Source organism: Marinomonas posidonica IVIA-Po-181 (genome assembly GCF_000214215.1).
In the GTDB taxonomy this organism is placed as follows: Bacteria; Pseudomonadota; Gammaproteobacteria; order Pseudomonadales; family Marinomonadaceae; genus Marinomonas; species Marinomonas posidonica.
Window position 1 is genome coordinate 899,820 of the sequence record NC_015559.1, and the last position, 17,496, is coordinate 917,315.

The following is a 17,496-nucleotide window of genomic DNA, read 5'->3' on the forward strand; positions in this document are numbered from 1 at the left end:
GTGAGGTGTTCAGTGGTTGAGAGCTCTTTTGATGATAAAACAGAATGCCTGACGATTTCTATCGATGGACGTTTTGATTATAGCTGTCACAAGCTGTTCAAAGAGGCTTTTGTTTCAGTAAATAAGGCTGTTGCATACGAGATTGATTTGTCTCGTGTCACCTATTTGGACAGCTCTGCTTTAGGGATGCTGTTACTGCTAAGAGATCACGCTGGTGGTGAAAAAGCGAATGTACATTTAAAGAAGCCGAATGGCGCAGTATTGGATATTCTTAAAATTGCTAACTTCCATCGACTTTTTGAAATCGAAGAGTAGATTGTATGGAACAAATCCTGAATATCCTTATCGCGGATGATAACCCATCTGACCGAATCTTATTGAAAGCGATTCTGAGTCAGTTTGGTCACAATGTTATTTCAGCTGTCGATGGTCAGGATGCAGTAGAAAAGTTTGACCCTGACACCATTCAATTAGTTTGTCTGGATGTTAAAATGCCGCGCAAAGATGGTTGGGAGGCGGCTTTGGAAATTCAGCGTGCAGCTGGAGATCTGTTTGTTCCTATTATTTTCCTTTCTGGTGTGGCGGATCCTATCGCTTTGTCCAACTGCTTGCGCATCGGTGGCACTGATTTCATCTCTAAACCCTACAGTCCTGCGTTAATTACGGCAAAGTTAAATGCCATTGTGCGCCTTCTAGTGATGCAAAAAACATTGGAAGAGCAAAGGGATGCTATGTCCCTTTATAATGAACAGTTGGTGCATGATCAGAATGTCGCTAAAGTTGTTTATGAAAACATTACTCACTCCAATTGTTTAAAAGATCCTGCCCTATCAACTGTTCACTATGGCACTCACACATTTAATGGTGATGTTATTTTGGCTGCTTATAAGCCAAATGGTGGAATGCATTTGCTATTGGGAGATTTTACAGGGCATGGTTTGTCGGCGGCGATTGGTGCCTTGCCATTGGCGGATATCTTCTTTGATTGGACTAAAAAAGGCTTTTTGATGCGGCAAATTATTCCTGAAATTAATGCCAGATTAAAAAGTATCTTGCCAGCAAATATGTTTTGTAGTGCGGCGTTTATTGATATTAAAGTTAATAATAAAAGCATTGATATTTGGAACGGCGGCTTGCCTGATTTGTTATTTTTTTCTCAACAATCCAAAGTGCCAGTGCGTTTTGAATCAAAAAATTTACCTCTTGGTATCTTGCCTCCAGATGTTTTTGAGTGCCAAATTGATCCTGTGACCTTTGTGCCAGGTAACCGTCTTGTGGTGTTTTCCGATGGTGTTTATGAGGCGCAAGATAAGTCTGGCGCTATGTTTTGTCATTCCGTTTTGAATCCTTTGTATGAGGGTGAGATAGCAGATGATCAAGCATTAGATTGGATGGTTGAGCAGCTGACTCAAGAGGGGGTGCTTGAAAACCCACATGATGATATTTCGTGTTTGTCAATTCGTTTGGATAGCAATATTGGCATTGAGTCCCATGATCATGGCGTGCCTACCAGTCATCATGAAGCACCGGCAGACTTTTCATTTGAATATGTACTTAATGCTGATTCATTGCGTAATACGGATCCTTTACCGTACGTGTTGCAAATTATCACGACAGTACCTGGGTTGAGTAGTTTTTCCAGTCAAGTTTTTATGATCTTATCTGAGCTGTATTCCAATGCGCTAGAGCATGGTGTGCTCGGTCTTAAATCGGATAAGAAGAGTTCCAGCGATGGTTTTTCTCAATATTACGATGAGCGAGAGCAAAGGCTGGCTGCACTTAAAGACGGTTTTGTTAAAATTTCTGTGAAGGTTACCTCTAGCGATAATGAACGGGTGTTGGCTTTGTACGTTGAAGATAGCGGCTCTGGGTTTGATTATCAGAATGTTAACTTTGACATGTCGAGCAGTGAACTTCTTTATAATCGGGGTTTGGCGCTATTGGATCAGTTGTGCCATAAGCTTGAGTTTTGTAAAGGCGGGCGTGGTGTAACAGCCTATTATCACTGGCAAGTAGGTCAAGACGACTAGGTTGGCCTTGCAATTGCATAGCCCTTCATATCTTTGGAGGATATTATGCGAACAGATTCTAATACCCTATTACCGATTGCTTCCGCTTCAACGGCCAAAAAATCGTCGATGGTCAGAGCGCCAGAAAAACAAGGTGCGGCTTTTTCGGAGGATTTTAACCGGGCAAAAGACGTTATATCGAGTAACAAACGCGACGACAAGCCCAGAGTCGTCAGCACTGATGAACCGCGTCAATCCTCCGCAATATCAGATAAATCAAGTCATCCCAGTACAAAAGATGACAGCATTAATCCGTCTGAAAAAGAATCTACCGTTGCTTCGAAAACGGTTCCGTCTCCTGTTCAGAGTAAGGCAGATGAGACGCATTCGGTTCATTCAAAATCAGATAATGCAGAGGCTGAAAAAGGGGCGCAGTCGGTTGTATCTAATTCAAATCAAGTTGATGAAAGCGGCAAAAAATTGCAGTTGAGTGGCGAAGCTTCTCCTGAATCAAGTGATCTTGCCAATGGTGATAAGGCTATGTTGCTTGGTGGGCAGGTTGTTACAGCAAGTGCTGCGGTTGAAGCGTTGCAGAAATCACCAGAGCTTAATCAAAAGATGACTTTGTCAAATGATGGTGAGGTGGCTTCGGAGGTTGGTGCGAGCAAGACAGAGTTGCTAGAGACGGACGTTTCTTTAGATGATGTGGTTGTGGGAGATGAGCATGCATTGGCCAACAGTGTGCCCCGTCAGCAAGGCTTGATGGATGCCGGTCAAGTGGAAGGCTCATTATTAGATCCCTCGTCTGTTGTTCAGCCATCTGACGTTCAGTCTCTGCCTGGAATTAGCGCTTCTGCACATCAAGAACTTGGTCAAGCCGCTATTCAAGTTGATGGTTTGCCTATTGAAGGTTTGCCTAGTGGCCAAGTTGGTGGTGTATCTATTGAAGGTTTGCCTAGTGGCCAAGTTGATGCTGTGCCTAATAGTCTGGTTAATGGTCAGGTTGCGGAAGCCTCGAAGCTTGACGGAATCGACTTAAAGAAAGTAAATGAGACAGGTGTTATTGCAATGGCCCCTGTCGCTGCGGCGGTTGCGACTGGAGTAAATCAGGCTGTGACTCAGGGGCAAGAGGTTGCAGGAAGTGATGAAGAATTATCTTGGGTACTTGATCAAATGAGTTCGACCCCGAGAAAAACATCAACTGATGGAGTCGTTACAGGCTTGTTGGCAGAGGCGCCGGAAGTTGAGCTGGTTAAGTCGGCTTCTCTTGCTGGTGCGGGTGCTGGATTGGCACTTGGGGTTACTGGTAAATTAAATGCGGATTCTACAGGTGGTTCAGCAACAGACTTATTGCAAGGAGCAGAGCTAACGACAGATGATGTGATTGGAAATGAACCTATAGAACTTAGAAAGAAAGAGCATGAAGCCATGTTAGGTCGTATGGCTGGTAATGTGGATGCGAAGCTGGATGAGGTTGGTGGATTGAGCTCATCGTTCAATCAACAAATGGGCCGGGCGGCAGCTTCGTTGGGAGTCGCAGGTCAAGTGGTCAGTGCAAATCAGCCGTTGAATATGGCAATGAATGTACCGCCAGGGCATCCAAACTGGGCGGCTGAGATGGGGCAGAAAGTGGCTTGGGTGGCTAGAGAGGGTGGTCATACAGCACGCATTCGCTTGGATCCACCTGAGCTTGGGAGTTTGACAGTAAAAGTATCGGTGGATAGTGATTCTAATACACAGATAAACTTTGTCGCGGCAACAACACAGGCACGAGATTTATTAGAAGGGCAAATGGGGCGCTTGCGTGATATGTTAGCGCAACAGGGCATAGATTTAAGCCGTGCCGAAGTGGATGTGTCTCAACAAGACACTTCTGGTACTCAGAGAGATGCCCGTCAGACTGGGGTAGTGAATAATTCCGATGCCAGTGTGGAAGAAGAAACGGATGACGTTATGCCTGGAGTCATGTCTTATGTCTCTGCTACAGGGGTGGATTTTTATGCCTAATTCTCTAATGTTGATTGATAAATGATTAAGAAATAGATGGTGCTCTGTATTATTCTTTGTAGAATATAGAGTTAGTTGTTTGGCGTTGGTATCCGTTAAAAATATTGATTGCACCTAAGGTTTAGGAATATGGCTGAAGAAGACGGTTTAGATGTTGGCTCCGAGGAAGGGAAGTCAGGCGGTAAAAAGAAACTTATTATCATCATTGCTTTAGTGGTTTTGTTATTGGGTGGCGGTGCAGCTGCCTATTTTTTGATGTTTAGTGGTTCTGATTCGCCAGTGGATCCTGCTGAGGCAGAAGCGGCAGCTTTAGCCAATGAACCATCGATTTATTTGACGCTGGAGCCGGCTTTTACGATTGATATGATGGTGAATGATCGACAGCGCTATGTGCAATTAAACATGACAATTAAGTCGAAGAATGAAGAACAAATGGAAGCGGTGACATCCCATATGCCATTGATTCGAAACAGCTTGGTATTGCTTTTTTCCAGTCAATCGTTTGATGAATTAAAGACGACGGAAGGTAAAGAGGCATTGAAGCTTGCGGCGTTGGATTCCATTAATGGTATCCTTGAGCAAGAAACTGGACAGGGCGGCATTGATGGCGTTTTGTTTACTAATTTTGTGATGCAGTAAAAGATTATGTCAGCTCAAGATTTATTATCCCAGGACGAGATTGATGCGCTCTTACATGGCGCGGATGAGAAGCCGGCTGACGATGATAATGCAGATGCAAATGGTGTCGCGTCCTATGATATAACCAGTCAAGAGCGCATCGTTCGTGGGCGAATGCCGACGTTGGAAATGATAAATGAGCGATTTGCGCGTTACACGCGGATCAGCTTGTTTAATATGTTGCGACGTACGGCCGATGTGTCTTCTGGTGGTTTGCAAGTAATGAAATTTGGTGAGTATGTGCATACTTTGTACGTTCCAACAAGCTTGAATTTGGTGAAATTTCGCCCGTTACGCAGCACCGCTTTGTTTATATTAGATGCCAAGCTCGTTTTTAAGCTGGTGGATAATTTTTTTGGTGGTGATGGTCGTCACGCCAAAATTGAAGGTCGTGAGTTTACGCCTACTGAAATTCGTATTGTCCAGTTGATGTTAGAACAAGTGTTTGTGGATCTCACTGAAGCATGGGCACCGGTTCTTAAGCTGGAGCTTGAATACATAAGTTCGGAAGTGAATCCGGCGATGGCAAACATTGTTAGCCCGAGTGAAGTGGTTGTGGTATCAACATTCCATATCGAATTGGATGGTGGTGGTGGTGAACTGCACATTACCTTGCCTTATTCGATGATTGAGCCTGTTCGAGAGCTGCTAGATGCTGGTGTGCAAAGTGATGTCGATGAAAAAGACGATCGTTGGGGTAAATCTCTAGAGCAGGATGTTCAAGATATTGGTGTTAAACTCTCAGTGAATGTCACCAATAAAAAGGCTACACTGAGAGAAATTTTGAAATACAAAGCGGGCGATATTATCCCTGTGGAAATGCCTGAATACATTACGGTTCGTGCTAATGGTGTACCGAGCTTTAAAGGGAAATTGGGCGTCAGTAATGAACGCTATTCGATTCAGGTGACAGAAAATATTAAATCGAACAAGGTAACGAAATAGCATGGCAGAAGAGCAATCTCCAGATCAAGAAGGAATGGACGAGAACTTGGCGGATGAGTGGGCAGCCGCTATGACCGAAGCGGGTGAGACTGGCGATTCGGATGAAGGTGCTGTGGACGATGAATGGGCCGCTGCCATGAATGAGCAGGAAGCGGAACCTGTTAAATTGGAAACCTTGACGGCACCAAATGTGCCGGAAGGTGGCATCGGGTCTGATCTAGACCTTATTATGGATATTCCAGTTGTATTGTCGATGGAGTTGGGTAATACAGACATTGCCATTCGCAATTTGATGCAGCTAACGCAAGGTTCGGTTGTTGAGTTAGATCGCTTTGCTGGTGAGCCGTTGGATGTGTTAGTTAATGGCACCCTAATCGCTCATGGAGAGGTGGTTGTGGTGAATGACAAATATGGTATTCGTCTGACGGATGTTGTGAGTCCTTCGGAGCGTATTAAACGCCTTAAGTAAGTAGTCTACTTTGATTTTATCAATGTTCAATAAAGTTATGTTGGCCAGTAGTATCATTCTGTATGCTGCTGGCGTTTCTGCATCTGGCGTACAGGAAATGTCTGTCGCTTCCTCTATGTGGAAAGTGGTTGCTTCTTTGGTGTTTATTGTTGCTTTCATTCCAGCCTGTTTATGGTTGGTGAAGCGGTTTCAGTTGACCCAGATGAAGTTGGGCCGCCAATCGGACATTAAAATACTAAGCGTTCAGTCTTTAGGTGCCAAGGAAAAAATCATGCTGCTTGAAGTTGAGCATGAAAAAGTTTTGATTGGGGTAACTGGTCACACTATTTCACATCTTAAAAGTTTTCCGGCCAGAGGCGCTTCCTTCACCAATGAATTGGCTGAGGCTCAACAGCAATCCGCCTCGGCGGAGGAAAAAGGTAAATGATTCGCCTGCTGTTATTGTCTTTGCTACTGCTGCCATGTTTGTCTTGGGCTGAAGTCGGGTTGCCAGCCGTTAAGCTTGTAACCAATCCTGATGGTAGTCAGGAATATTCAGTTTCTCTGCAAATTCTTTTCATTATGACAGCCTTGACGCTGTTGCCCGCTGCCTTAATGATGATGACGTCGTTTACTCGTATCGTTGTGGTGTTGGCCATTCTGCGTCAGGCTATTGGTTTGCAGCAAACGCCGTCTAATCAGATTATGATTGGAATGGCCTTGTTTCTAACCTTGTTTATTATGACGCCAACATTGGATCGAGTGAATCAAGTAGCGTTGCAGCCGTATCTAAATGAAGAGATGACGTCGGTGCAAGCGGTTGAAGCCGCGTCAGGTCCAATTCGAGATTTCATGCTGGCTCAGACTCGGGAAGATGATATCAATCTTTTTGTGAAGTTAGCGGGGCGAGAAGGCAGTATTGATTCTTTGGATAGTTTGCCATTTACCATTCTAATGCCTGCCTTTGTGACGAGTGAGTTAAAGACCGCATTTCAAATTGGATTCATGATTTTTATTCCCTTTTTGATTGTTGATATGGTGGTGGCCAGTGTGTTGATGGCCATGGGTATGATGATGTTGTCTCCAGTCATTATCTCATTGCCATTCAAAATTATGCTCTTTGTCATGGTGGATGGTTGGGCTATGATTATGGGGACATTAGCAGCGAGCTTTGGGATTTAGTTATGAACCCGCAGGTGGTATTGGATCTATACGGACAAGGCTTTTATCTCATTGTCTTGATTGTTGGCGTGGTGATGATGCCAAGTTTGCTGGTGGGTTTGATGGTCAGTGTGTTTCAAGCGGCAACACAGATAAATGAGCAGACCTTGTCGTTTTTGCCAAGGTTGATCGTGACGATTTTAGTGATTATGCAGCTTGGTCCTTGGATTTTAACGAAATTGATGGATTTCACTACTAACCTGTTTATTAATATCCCAATGATAATCGGCTAATGCTTGAGCTTAATACTGAACAGCTACTCGAATTAACCATCAGTTTTCTATTGCCTTTCTTTCGTATCGGCGCCTTTTTTATGGCTTTACCATTGTTTGGTAGTCGATTGGTCAGCCCACCCGTTCGAATTTCTTTTGCATTTATTGTGTCTATCATTATCACGCCAGTGATTAATGTGCCGCCATATGATCCTATTTCGCCCGGCTATATTCTGTTAATAGCGGAGCAGTTGGTGATTGGTTTCGTGCTTGGGTTTGTGGTGACGATTTTATTCCAGTTGTTTTCCTTGGCAGGTCAGCTCGCAGCTATGAAGGCGGGCTTAGGTTTTGCTATGTCAAATGATCCGGCTAACGGTATTTCGGTAGCCACGTTAGGACAGTATTATCTTTCTATGGTAGCACTGGCTTTTTTGGGAACAAATGGCCATTTGGTTATGATTGAATATTTGGCGGAAAGTTTTACCTATTGGCCAATTGGTGGTGGTTTTGATAGTCAGCGATATTGGCAGTTAGTGTTGCTTGGTGGTTGGATGTTTGAGAAGGCGTTGTTGATCGTATTGCCTTTGGCGATAGCCGTTCTTATTATTAACTTGGCGTTTGGGGTGGTGGCAAAAGCATCGCCACAGTTAAACATCTTTGCGCTTGGTTTTCCGATTATTATGCTGTTTTCCCTGTTTTTCTTTTGGATTATGTTGGAAGAGTTTTTGCGCATCTATACTTTATTCTTTGAAGAGATGACAAACTGGCTTAAGGTCACGTGGGGGATTCAAGTCAATGGCTGAAAACGAAGATGGTAGCGAAAAAACGGAAAGTGCCAGTAGTAAGAAGCTTCAAGATGCTCGTAACAAGGGTAATATTCCTCGTTCTAAGGATTTGAGTACGGCGCTCTTATTGATTGTGGCGGCTGTGACTTTATATGGTACCGGTACTTTACTGGTTAGAGATTTAGTAATCTTGTTTGACTTTAACTTCTTGGTAGATCGAGCCGATTTGTTTGACCTGAATCGCATGGTGTTCCACCTTTATGAGTCGGTGGTAGCCATGATGGATTCAATGGTGTTGTTGATGTCTGTACTCGCGGTAGCGGGCGTTATTGGTAGTATTGCGTTAGGAGGCTTGAACTTTTCATGGGAGCCTTTAACGCCAAAACTGAGTAAAATGAATCCTATTGCTGGACTCAAGCGGATGTTCTCTGTGCAGTCTCTTGTTGAGTTATTAAAATCCATTGCTAAGGTGAGTTTGGTAACGCTTATTTCAGTCTTGGTCGTGCTGCATTTTTTGCCCGAAACCATTGGCTTGACGTTTCAAAATATAGAGCTGGCGATGGAACATGGCATTGATATTATTATTTGGTCATTTATTTTTGTGACTTTGGCTTTGGTCTTTATTGCGGCGATTGATGTGCCGTTTCAGGTTTGGTCTCATAAGGAAAAATTGAAAATGACCAAGCAAGAAGTGAAAGACGAATTTAAACAGCAGGAAGGCGACCCCTTGGTACGAGGTCGTATTCGCCAATTACAGCGTCAGGCAGCGATGAGTCGAATGATGTCTGATGTTCCTGAGGCGGATGTTATTATTACCAACCCGACACACTTTTCGGTGGCGCTAAAATACGATCAAGTGAGTGGCGAAGCCCCTGTTTTGCTAGCAAAGGGTGGGGATTTTATCGCGTTGAAGATTCGTGAAGTGGGCAATCATTATGATATCCCTGTGATACAATCACCTGCTTTGGCTCGTGCGGTTTATCACCATACGGAAATTGGCGAGGAAATACCGCAAGGCTTGTTTAAGGTTGTTGCTCAGTTGTTGGCATATGTCTACCAGTTGCGTAATGCTCGGACTGGTGCGCCAATGCCAGATGTTATGCCCAATTTAGATGTGCCTGATGAATTTCAATGGGATGGTAATTGATCATGTTTTTAATTTTAACTGCTAGGAATATTGTGTGAATTTCGACCGGAGCCGTGTTGCTGGACAAGTTCAGAGTATTTTTAGCGGGAACTTAGGAATACCTGTTTTATTGTTGTCGCTTCTGGCGATGATGATCCTGCCTATCCCAGCTTTTTTGCTGGATGTATTATTTACTTTCAATATTGCTTTGGCCATCGTTGTGTTGTTGGTGGCCATTTATTCAATGCGTCCTTTAGATTTTGCTGTATTTCCGACCGTTTTATTGGTTTCCACCCTGATGCGATTGGCTTTGAATGTCGCGTCTACTCGAGTTGTGTTGCTAAATGGTCATGAAGGCGGTGATGCGGCTGGAAAGGTGATTCAGGCATTTGGCGAGGTTGTGATTGGTGGCAATTATGTTGTTGGTTTTGTTGTTTTTGCTATCTTGATGATTATTAACTTCGCGGTTGTCACTAAGGGTGCGGGTCGTATCTCGGAAGTGAGTGCACGTTTCACCTTAGACGCTATGCCAGGTAAGCAAATGGCCATTGATGCGGATTTAAATGCGGGCATGATTGATGCGGATCAGGCCAAGCAGCGCCGTACTGAGATAGCATCTGAGGCAGAGTTCTATGGTTCTATGGATGGTGCCTCTAAGTTTGTAAAAGGTGATGCGATTGCCGGGCTGCTGATTCTTGGGATTAACATTATTGGTGGTTTGTCCATTGGCATGGCGCAGCATGATTTGTCTTTTACCGAAGCAATAGAGCGATACTCTTTGTTGACTATTGGGGATGGTCTGGTTGCACAGTTGCCTTCCCTTATGTTGTCTACTGCAGCGGCTATTATGGTTACCCGAGTCAATGAAACGGGTGATATGGGGTCGCAAGTTGTTAAGCAGATGTTCGGTTCTTCTAAAGCGCTTTATATTGCTGCGGGTGTGATGACCATAATGGGAATTGTGCCTGGTATGCCGCATTTTGCGTTTCTTTCTTTGGCTTCATGTTTGGGCGGTTTGGCGTATTTCCTTGAGTATCGTAAGAAGCAAAAAGCCAAAGAAGGTCAAAAACCGTCTGCGTCCGCTTCTGGTGATGCTCCAATGCCAGCTGAAGCAAAGGACTTGAGTTGGGATGATGTGGCGCCCGTTGACATGTTGGGATTGGAAGTAGGTTATCGTCTGATTCCTTTGGTTGATAAAACCCAAGGTGGTGAGCTGTTGGCGCGTATCAAAGGAGTGCGTCGTAAGTTGTCTCAAGATTTGGGATTCTTAGTACCAAGTGTGCATATTCGAGATAACTTAGATCTGATGCCAAATGCGTATCGTGTGACCTTGATGGGCGTCAGTTTGGCTGAGGCTGAGGTGCACCCAGATAAAGATTTGGCGATTGATCCAGGTCAGGTGTTTGGTACCATTGATGGAGTGCCGGGGAAAGACCCTTCTTTTGGTTTGGATGCGGTCTGGATTGACCCTAAAAAGCGTGACCAAGCTCAAACTTATGGTTATACCGTGGTGGATGTGAGTACGGTTGTTGCCACGCATGTTAATCAAATTATGCATAAACATGCCTATGAGTTAATTGGTCATGATGAAGTTCAGCAGCTTCTTAGTCTGTTAAAACAATATAATCCTAAGTTGGCTGAGGAATTGGTGCCTAATACGGTCCCTTTGAGTGTTTTGTTGAAAGTTCTGCAAAACTTATTGATTGAAGGGGTGCCGCTTCGAGATATGAGAACCATTGCGGAGGCTATAATGGGCGTGCAGCCGAAAACGCAGGACCCAATGATTTTGACCGCCGCTGTTCGAACCGCCTTGTCACGTTTAATTATTCAAACTTTAGCGGATGGTATTGAAGAAATACCTGTGTTGACGCTTGAGCCTCAGTTGGAAAAAATGCTGATGCAAACGGTGCAACAGAGTCAGCAATCGGGTATTAAGAATGAAGAAGCCTTGATTTTAGAGCCGCAGATGGCGGAGCAATTGCAAACCTCATTGCGTCAGTCTGCTGAGCAGCAAGAGGCAATGGGGAATACGCCAATTTTGATAGTGTCTGCTCCAATTAGGCCTATGCTAGCACGCTTTATGCGTTATGGTATGGTGAATATGGCGGTGCTATCTTATCAGGAAGTGCCAGATCATAAGCGCATTACTGTGGTTGGTGTAATTGGTCAATAAAATTTGCCTATTAATGGTAAATATTGTGGCTATATTTATCTGAGTCTTTCGGGTAAGCTATGGATTTGTAAGAAAAATAAGCTGGAAGGATTAGGTTATTCATGCAAATTAGGCGGTTTCGAGCACCTGACATGCGGCAAGCGATACGGAAAGTCCGTGACGCCGTAGGTCCAGACGCGGTGATTTTATCAAATCAGCGTCTCCCCACTGGGGAAATAGAAATTGTAGCGGCTCTCGATTATGATGGCTCTTTGCCGACGTCTATGTCAAAAAAAGCGTCAACGACTCGCTCTGAATATGCTCGCCAAGCACCAGTTGAAGATCCTTCCACGAAGTTAGATGCAGTACAAAATCCAAGTGCAGATTACTTAGAGCGTATTGAACGTGCGAAACAACAAAATATTCCTAATCCACAGTCGCTCCAAGGTAGCTCAGCATCGGTTCGTTCAGAATATGTGAATGATGCGCAAGCAATCTCATCATCGCATCATTCGGCCTCAGCCTCATTGCATCGCAATCAACCTGCATCAACGCAGTTTGATATGCCGGCTACAGATGATGGTGAGCAGCCTGAAGTTGAAGAGGCTTTGTCTATTCTGCATTCAGACAGCACGCAGCAACTCAGGGAAATGGAAAAAGAGTTACAAAGCGTTCGTGCTATGCTTGAACAGCGTCAAAAAGAAGATTCGTCAAACAAGGGTAAGCGTGATAGCTTGGAAATGAAGGCGCGTCAGAAGCTAAAAAGCTTGGGCTTGTCCGATTTAGTCGCGTCACGTTTAATGGATGATATTGACCTTAAGGGTAGAGAAGACGACTGGAATCGTTTGTTGGCTCATTTAGCCGATTATATTCCAGTGCGTTCCAATGCTTCTGAATTAAGTGGTTGTATTGCCTTTATGGGACCAACAGGCGTTGGTAAGACCACTTCTATTGGTAAGATTGCAGCTCAGCATGTGCTAAAGCATGGTTCGGATGGCGTGGTACTGATTACCACAGATACTTACCGTATTGCCGCCCATGAACAACTGCGCACGTTTGGGCGTATCTTAAATGTGCCAGTTGAAGTGGTAAATGAATATTCGGACTTAAATGAAGTGTTGGCAAAATATGCCCATTATTCTTTAGTTTTGGTCGACACGGCGGGAATGAATCCGCGAGATTCGAATTTGGAACGTCAGTTATTAATGATGAAACGCGCCCGGGCAGGCCTTAAAAAATTGTTGGTGTTGCCTTGTACTAGTCAAAGGCAAGTGTTGAAAACCGTTGTTGATGTTTACTCTCAAGTTCAACTTGATGGTTGTGTGTTAAGCAAACTTGATGAGTCGGCTTCCTTAGGGGAGGCAATAAGTGTGGTGATTGAAGAAGGTTTGCCTGTAGTATATTTGGCAGATGGTCAACGTATACCTGATGATATTGAGCCAGCTCGAGCACATAATTTAATTAGTCGAGCGGTATACACGGCAGAGCACTATAGCCAGCTTTTTGGGTCACTAAAGTATGGTAGTTAGTAAAATTATGTTATTTCTGAAAGCGTTGCGCCAAACTATGTAGTACAGTTTGATTGCGCAACTAACTTAAATGTAAAAGGTTGCTCAAACGATTTTATGCAAACCAAAAGCGGATATAACACCTATTCAAAGAAGGCAACGTTATCGATTGATGCGATTGTTGAGCAGTATGGGTATTTGGTAAAAAAAATTGCCTATCATCTTTTAGCTCGTTTACCGGATAGTGTGGATATAGATGATTTAACTCAAGCTGGCATGATGGGGCTGATAGAAGCCTATAAGCGGTTTGAGTCAAGTAAAGGTGCCAGCTTCGAAACCTATGCCGGTATTCGTATTCGTGGTTCCATTATGGATGAGGTGCGAAAGTCTGATTGGGCACCGAGATCTGTTCGACGTAATGGTCGAGCTGTTACCAATGCTATTAAAGAATTAGAAGCAAAGTTAGGAAGAGATGTGTCCGATATGGAAGTGGCAGCCCATATGGGAATTGGAATGGATGAATATCATGAAATGTTGCATTCATCCATGTCCACTCAGCTGTTTAGCTACGAAGAGATGCTAGACTCTGATACAAACAATTTCGATGGGGCGGAAACAGATAGTGAGAATGCCCCATATTCTTTGGTAGAAGAAAACGGTTTTCAAGGTCAATTGGCCAGCGAAATCGAAAACTTACCAGAGAGAGAAAAGTTAGTTTTATCCTTGTATTACAATGATGAGCTAAACTTAAAGGAGATTGGCGCCGTGTTAGGTGTCAGTGAATCAAGAGTCAGTCAGATCCATAGCCAGGCGGCTATGAGATTACGGTCAAGACTAAGCGATTGGCGAGATTAAATTATGAGTTGTGGAAATATACCTTTGGGGTGTGGAGGTTGCATTGGATAAAAACATGAAGATCCTGATTGTTGATGATTTCTCGACAATGAGACGAATCATTAAAAACTTGTTACGGGATTTAGGGTTTACCAATACAGTTGAAGCGGATGATGGAACGACTGCGTTGCCTATACTTCAAGCTGGTACGATTGATTTCTTAGTAACGGATTGGAATATGCCTGGAATGACGGGTATTGAGCTTTTACGCGCTGTCCGTGCTGATGAAAAATTAAAAAGTATTCCTGTATTGATGGTAACGGCGGAAGCCAAACGTGATCAGATTATTTCGGCCGCACAGGCTGGGGTAAATGGTTATGTTGTGAAGCCCTTCACCGCAGTGGCACTGAAAGAAAAAATTGAAAAGATATTCGAACGAATCGATGCTGCCAAGTAGGGATGTTTAGATGTCAAATGTATTGGGATCTGGAATAGTGGATTTTGAAAAACTTGTAAAAGATGGCGCAGTGGACCTTTTAAACCATATTGAAGTCGGTGATTTCAGTAGTGCGATTAAAATAATCCAGGAATTAAGTGAAGCTCGTCACAACAGCTTTTATAACGAAGTTGGTTATCTGACGCGAAGTTTGCATGATGCTATTCGTGATTTTCAAGTAGACTCTATGGACTTAGCGGCCGGTGAAGGTGCAGATTCTGCTACCAAAATCACTGATGCGTCTGACCGACTAACTTATGTCATCGAAACGACTAGTTCAGCGGCCAATAAAACCATGGATATGGTGGATAGCAGTGTGCCTGTGGCGAGTGAGTTACAGACACAGGCAAGAGAGCTACGCAAAGATTGGGGACGCTTGATACAACGAGACCTCACCCCGCAAGAATTTCGTGATTTGTATAAAAGAATCGATGTGTTTTTAACTTATGCAGATGAAAGTGCGACCACCTTGCATTCTAATTTAAATTCAATCCTTCTTGAGCAAGGCTACCAAGACTTAACTGGTCAGGTAATCTCAAGGGTGAATGAACTGATCCGTGATGTAGAAGAAAAACTTGTGCATCTGGTTGCTGTCGCTGGACGTGTTGACAGTATCTCTGGCATTGAGCATCAAGAGAAAGAGTCTGAACAGGATGATACACGTGGTCATGGCCCGTCTATTAATAAACAAAACAACCCTGAAGTACTGAATAGTCAAGACGAAGTAGACGACTTGCTATCAAGTCTTGGTTTCTAGAAGGAGCTGAGGATGAGTTTCGAAGTCGATGAAGAAATTCTACAGGATTTTTTGGTAGAGGCTGGAGAAATCCTTGAGCAGCTTTCCGAACAATTAGTAGATCTAGAGCAAAATCCAGATGACAAGCCTCTATTGAATGCAATATTTCGAGGTTTTCACACTGTTAAAGGTGGTGCGGGGTTCTTACAGTTAACTGCTTTGGTTGACTGCTGTCACTATGCGGAGAACGTCTTTGACATTCTGAGGAATGGGCAACGTCAGATTGACTCTGAATTGATGGATACGGTATTGCAAGCACTGGATGCTGTTAATGAAATGTTTGATGTTGTTCGTGCTGGCGGAGAGCCTGAGCCTGCAGATCCTGAATTGATTGCTACTTTGAGTACCTATGCGACACCGCCGACGGAAGAAGAGTTGGCTGGCGAAGTAGAGGAAGAAGCTGAAGTGGTAGAGGAATCTGTGCCAGAAGAAGCTGAGGTGGAAACACCTTCATCTGACGATAAACAAGAAAGCGATGCATCTGTTGATATTTCTGATGATGAATTTGAAAACTTATTAGATGCATTAGGCGATGATTCCGCTCCCGAACAAGCCGCTTCTGAAAGTGCTCCAGCAAGTGATGACGACATCACTGAAGACGAATTTGATGCTCTACTTGATCAACTTCATGGTGGTAGTGCGCCAGGTGTAAACGAAGAGGCAAAAGACACAGCTCCACAAGGTAATGATTCAGCACCAGAGTCTGACGAAATTACAGAAGATGAATTTGAGCAACTGCTGGACACTCTTCATGGTGAAAGCGCACCAGGATCTCCGGATGCGGAAGGGGCAGCTGAAAAGCCTGCTGCAGATGCAAAAGATTCGAAGGCAGCACCTAAAGCGGATGGTGCTCCTGCCAACGGGGAATCTGACCTAATTACAGAAGATGAATTTGAGTCTTTATTGGACAGTTTGCAAGCAAAAGAAAGTGAGCAAAAAGCCCAACCAAAGGCTGCAGAAAGCAGTACATCTAAACCTAAGGTTGAGCCTAAAAAGGCTGAGCCAGCGAAACCAAAAGCGGCGCCTAAGCCAAAAGTAGCGGAAGCACCGCCTAAGACAAAAGCAGCGGAAGCACCGCCTAAAGATAAAACAGCCAATGCTCCAGTAACACAAGAAGCCACTGTTCGAGTAGACACCAAGCGTCTTGATGACATCATGAACATGGTGGGTGAGCTGGTGTTGGTTCGTAATCGATTGGTGCGTTTGGGACTGCAAAGTGAAGATGAGTCCATGGGCAAGGCCGTGGCGAATCTGGATGTTGTGACGGGTGATTTGCAAAACGCTGTCATGAAGACCCGTATGCAGCCGATCAAAAAGGTTTTCGGACGTTTTCCTCGAGTGGTACGAGATCTTGCTCGTAACATGAAAAAAGAAGTGAACTTGGTTCTTAAAGGTGAAGAGACAGACTTAGATAAGAATCTAGTAGAAGCCCTTGCTGATCCACTGGTTCACTTGGTGCGTAACTCGGTTGACCATGGTGTTGAATCACCTGAAAAGCGTGAAGCGAATGGCAAACCTAGAATGGGGACTGTTATTCTTTCTGCAGAGCAGGAAGGTGATCATATTCTGTTGTCCATTGAAGACGATGGCGCCGGTATGGATGCAGATGTGCTGCGTAAGAAAGCCGTTGAAAAAGGCTTAATGGATACGGATGCAGCAGAGCGTTTATCTGATGATGAAGCTTTTAATTTGATCTTTGCGCCTGGTTTTTCTACTAAAGTTGAAATTACTGATGTATCAGGTCGTGGTGTGGGAATGGATGTGGTGAAAACCAAAATTTCCCAGCTTAACGGCACACTGGATATTAAATCGGTATTAGGCCAAGGTTCTCGTTTCATTATTAAAGTGCCTTTGACTTTGGCGATTATGCCAACCTTGATGGTAACTTTGTCTAATCAAGCGTTTGCTTTCCCATTGGTTAGCGTTAATGAAATTTTCCACTTGGATTTAAAGAAAACCAATATAGTGGATGGTCAGCAAGTTGTGGTGATTCGTGGTAAAACTTTACCAATATTTCACCTGAAGAGCTGGCTAGTGAAAGGCTCAAAAACGGATGAAAATCCTTCTGAAGCTCACGTTGTTGTAGTTCAGGTAGGGATGAGTGAAGTTGGCTTTGTTGTGGATCAACTGGTCGGACAGGAAGAAGTTGTTATTAAACCATTAGGGAAAATGTTGCAAGGTACTGCAGGTATGGCAGGAGCAACAATTACCGGCGACGGCCGTATTGCATTGATTCTGGATGTGCCAAGTATGCTAAAAAGTTATGCATCAAGGTAACA

At 44.0% G+C, this 17,496-nt stretch carries 17 protein-coding genes; all 17 read left to right on the forward strand.

Annotated features, from left to right (window positions below):
* Nucleotides 1–12 precede the first annotated feature (12 nt).
* The 17 genes from MAR181_RS04160 (at nucleotide 13) to MAR181_RS04240 (ending at nucleotide 17,494) form a co-directional block, all read left to right on the forward strand.
* A complete protein-coding gene (locus MAR181_RS04160; RefSeq protein ID WP_013795342.1) occupies nucleotides 13–315 on the forward strand; it encodes an STAS domain-containing protein in 303 nt (100 codons plus the stop codon).
* Between the two features lie 5 nt (nucleotides 316–320).
* On the forward strand, nucleotides 321–2,030 hold the full coding sequence (locus tag MAR181_RS04165) for a fused response regulator/phosphatase (protein WP_013795343.1): 1,710 nt from the start codon (nucleotides 321–323) through the stop codon (nucleotides 2,028–2,030).
* Nucleotides 2,031–2,075: 45 nt separating this feature from the next.
* Nucleotides 2,076–4,016: a flagellar hook-length control protein FliK gene (locus MAR181_RS04170; protein WP_013795344.1), complete on the forward strand. Its 1,941-nt coding sequence runs from the start codon at nucleotides 2,076–2,078 to the stop codon at nucleotides 4,014–4,016.
* A 129-nt stretch (nucleotides 4,017–4,145) separates the two neighbouring features.
* Complete coding sequence (locus tag MAR181_RS04175; RefSeq protein WP_013795345.1) at nucleotides 4,146–4,655, forward strand: flagellar basal body-associated FliL family protein; 510 nt, start codon at nucleotides 4,146–4,148, stop codon at nucleotides 4,653–4,655.
* Nucleotides 4,656–4,661: 6 nt separating this feature from the next.
* Nucleotides 4,662–5,639, forward strand: a complete 978-nt coding sequence (gene fliM, locus MAR181_RS04180; RefSeq protein ID WP_013795346.1) for a flagellar motor switch protein FliM — start codon at nucleotides 4,662–4,664, stop codon at nucleotides 5,637–5,639.
* 1 nt (nucleotide 5,640) lies between these two features.
* The gene (gene fliN, locus MAR181_RS04185) at nucleotides 5,641–6,108 is read left to right on the forward strand and encodes a flagellar motor switch protein FliN (protein WP_013795347.1); all 468 of its coding nucleotides are present in this window, start codon (nucleotides 5,641–5,643) and stop codon (nucleotides 6,106–6,108) included.
* 22 nt (nucleotides 6,109–6,130) lie between these two features.
* Entirely contained in the window at nucleotides 6,131–6,535 is a 405-nt protein-coding gene (gene fliO / locus MAR181_RS04190; protein ID WP_245546204.1) for a flagellar biosynthetic protein FliO, read from the forward strand.
* Nucleotides 6,532–7,269: a flagellar type III secretion system pore protein FliP gene (gene fliP / locus MAR181_RS04195; protein ID WP_013795349.1), complete on the forward strand. Its 738-nt coding sequence runs from the start codon at nucleotides 6,532–6,534 to the stop codon at nucleotides 7,267–7,269. The genes fliO and fliP overlap by 4 nt, the downstream gene beginning before the upstream one ends.
* 2 nt (nucleotides 7,270–7,271) lie before the next feature.
* The gene (gene fliQ / locus MAR181_RS04200; protein WP_013795350.1) at nucleotides 7,272–7,541 is read left to right on the forward strand and encodes a flagellar biosynthesis protein FliQ; all 270 of its coding nucleotides are present in this window, start codon (nucleotides 7,272–7,274) and stop codon (nucleotides 7,539–7,541) included.
* Nucleotides 7,541–8,323 carry a flagellar biosynthetic protein FliR gene (gene fliR, locus MAR181_RS04205; RefSeq protein WP_013795351.1) on the forward strand — a complete coding sequence of 261 codons (783 nt, stop codon included), beginning with the start codon at nucleotides 7,541–7,543 and terminating at the stop codon, nucleotides 8,321–8,323. The genes fliQ and fliR overlap by 1 nt, the downstream gene beginning before the upstream one ends.
* Nucleotides 8,316–9,452, forward strand: a complete 1,137-nt coding sequence (gene flhB / locus MAR181_RS04210; protein ID WP_013795352.1) for a flagellar biosynthesis protein FlhB — start codon at nucleotides 8,316–8,318, stop codon at nucleotides 9,450–9,452. The genes fliR and flhB overlap by 8 nt, the downstream gene beginning before the upstream one ends.
* A gap of 34 nt (nucleotides 9,453–9,486) precedes the next feature.
* Nucleotides 9,487–11,604: a flagellar biosynthesis protein FlhA gene (gene flhA / locus MAR181_RS04215; RefSeq protein ID WP_013795353.1), complete on the forward strand. Its 2,118-nt coding sequence runs from the start codon at nucleotides 9,487–9,489 to the stop codon at nucleotides 11,602–11,604.
* A gap of 101 nt (nucleotides 11,605–11,705) precedes the next feature.
* Complete coding sequence (gene flhF, locus MAR181_RS04220) at nucleotides 11,706–13,112, forward strand: flagellar biosynthesis GTPase FlhF (protein WP_013795354.1); 1,407 nt, start codon at nucleotides 11,706–11,708, stop codon at nucleotides 13,110–13,112.
* Between the two features lie 96 nt (nucleotides 13,113–13,208).
* Nucleotides 13,209–13,946, forward strand: a complete 738-nt coding sequence (locus MAR181_RS04225; RefSeq protein ID WP_013795355.1) for an RNA polymerase sigma factor FliA — start codon at nucleotides 13,209–13,211, stop codon at nucleotides 13,944–13,946.
* Between the two features lie 55 nt (nucleotides 13,947–14,001).
* Nucleotides 14,002–14,382, forward strand: a complete 381-nt coding sequence (locus MAR181_RS04230) for a chemotaxis response regulator CheY (protein WP_013795356.1) — start codon at nucleotides 14,002–14,004, stop codon at nucleotides 14,380–14,382.
* Between the two features lie 10 nt (nucleotides 14,383–14,392).
* Nucleotides 14,393–15,178, forward strand: a complete 786-nt coding sequence (locus MAR181_RS04235) for a protein phosphatase CheZ (protein ID WP_013795357.1) — start codon at nucleotides 14,393–14,395, stop codon at nucleotides 15,176–15,178.
* Between the two features lie 12 nt (nucleotides 15,179–15,190).
* Nucleotides 15,191–17,494: a chemotaxis protein CheA gene (locus tag MAR181_RS04240; protein ID WP_013795358.1), complete on the forward strand. Its 2,304-nt coding sequence runs from the start codon at nucleotides 15,191–15,193 to the stop codon at nucleotides 17,492–17,494.
* The last annotated feature ends 2 nt before the right edge of the window (nucleotides 17,495–17,496 follow it).

Coding starts and splice junctions, on each gene's coding strand:
- MAR181_RS04165 (WP_013795343.1), top strand. CDS start 321: ATGGAACAAATCCTGAATATCCTTATCGCGGATGATAACCCATCTGAC.
- MAR181_RS04170 (WP_013795344.1), top strand. CDS start 2,076: ATGCGAACAGATTCTAATACCCTATTACCGATTGCTTCCGCTTCAACG.
- MAR181_RS04175 (WP_013795345.1), top strand. CDS start 4,146: ATGGCTGAAGAAGACGGTTTAGATGTTGGCTCCGAGGAAGGGAAGTCA.
- fliM (WP_013795346.1), top strand. CDS start 4,662: ATGTCAGCTCAAGATTTATTATCCCAGGACGAGATTGATGCGCTCTTA.
- fliN (WP_013795347.1), top strand. CDS start 5,641: ATGGCAGAAGAGCAATCTCCAGATCAAGAAGGAATGGACGAGAACTTG.
- fliO (WP_245546204.1), top strand. CDS start 6,131: ATGTTCAATAAAGTTATGTTGGCCAGTAGTATCATTCTGTATGCTGCT.
- fliP (WP_013795349.1), top strand. CDS start 6,532: ATGATTCGCCTGCTGTTATTGTCTTTGCTACTGCTGCCATGTTTGTCT.
- fliQ (WP_013795350.1), top strand. CDS start 7,272: ATGAACCCGCAGGTGGTATTGGATCTATACGGACAAGGCTTTTATCTC.
- fliR (WP_013795351.1), top strand. CDS start 7,541: ATGCTTGAGCTTAATACTGAACAGCTACTCGAATTAACCATCAGTTTT.
- flhB (WP_013795352.1), top strand. CDS start 8,316: ATGGCTGAAAACGAAGATGGTAGCGAAAAAACGGAAAGTGCCAGTAGT.
- flhF (WP_013795354.1), top strand. CDS start 11,706: ATGCAAATTAGGCGGTTTCGAGCACCTGACATGCGGCAAGCGATACGG.
- MAR181_RS04225 (WP_013795355.1), top strand. CDS start 13,209: ATGCAAACCAAAAGCGGATATAACACCTATTCAAAGAAGGCAACGTTA.
- MAR181_RS04230 (WP_013795356.1), top strand. CDS start 14,002: ATGAAGATCCTGATTGTTGATGATTTCTCGACAATGAGACGAATCATT.
- MAR181_RS04235 (WP_013795357.1), top strand. CDS start 14,393: ATGTCAAATGTATTGGGATCTGGAATAGTGGATTTTGAAAAACTTGTA.
- MAR181_RS04240 (WP_013795358.1), top strand. CDS start 15,191: ATGAGTTTCGAAGTCGATGAAGAAATTCTACAGGATTTTTTGGTAGAG.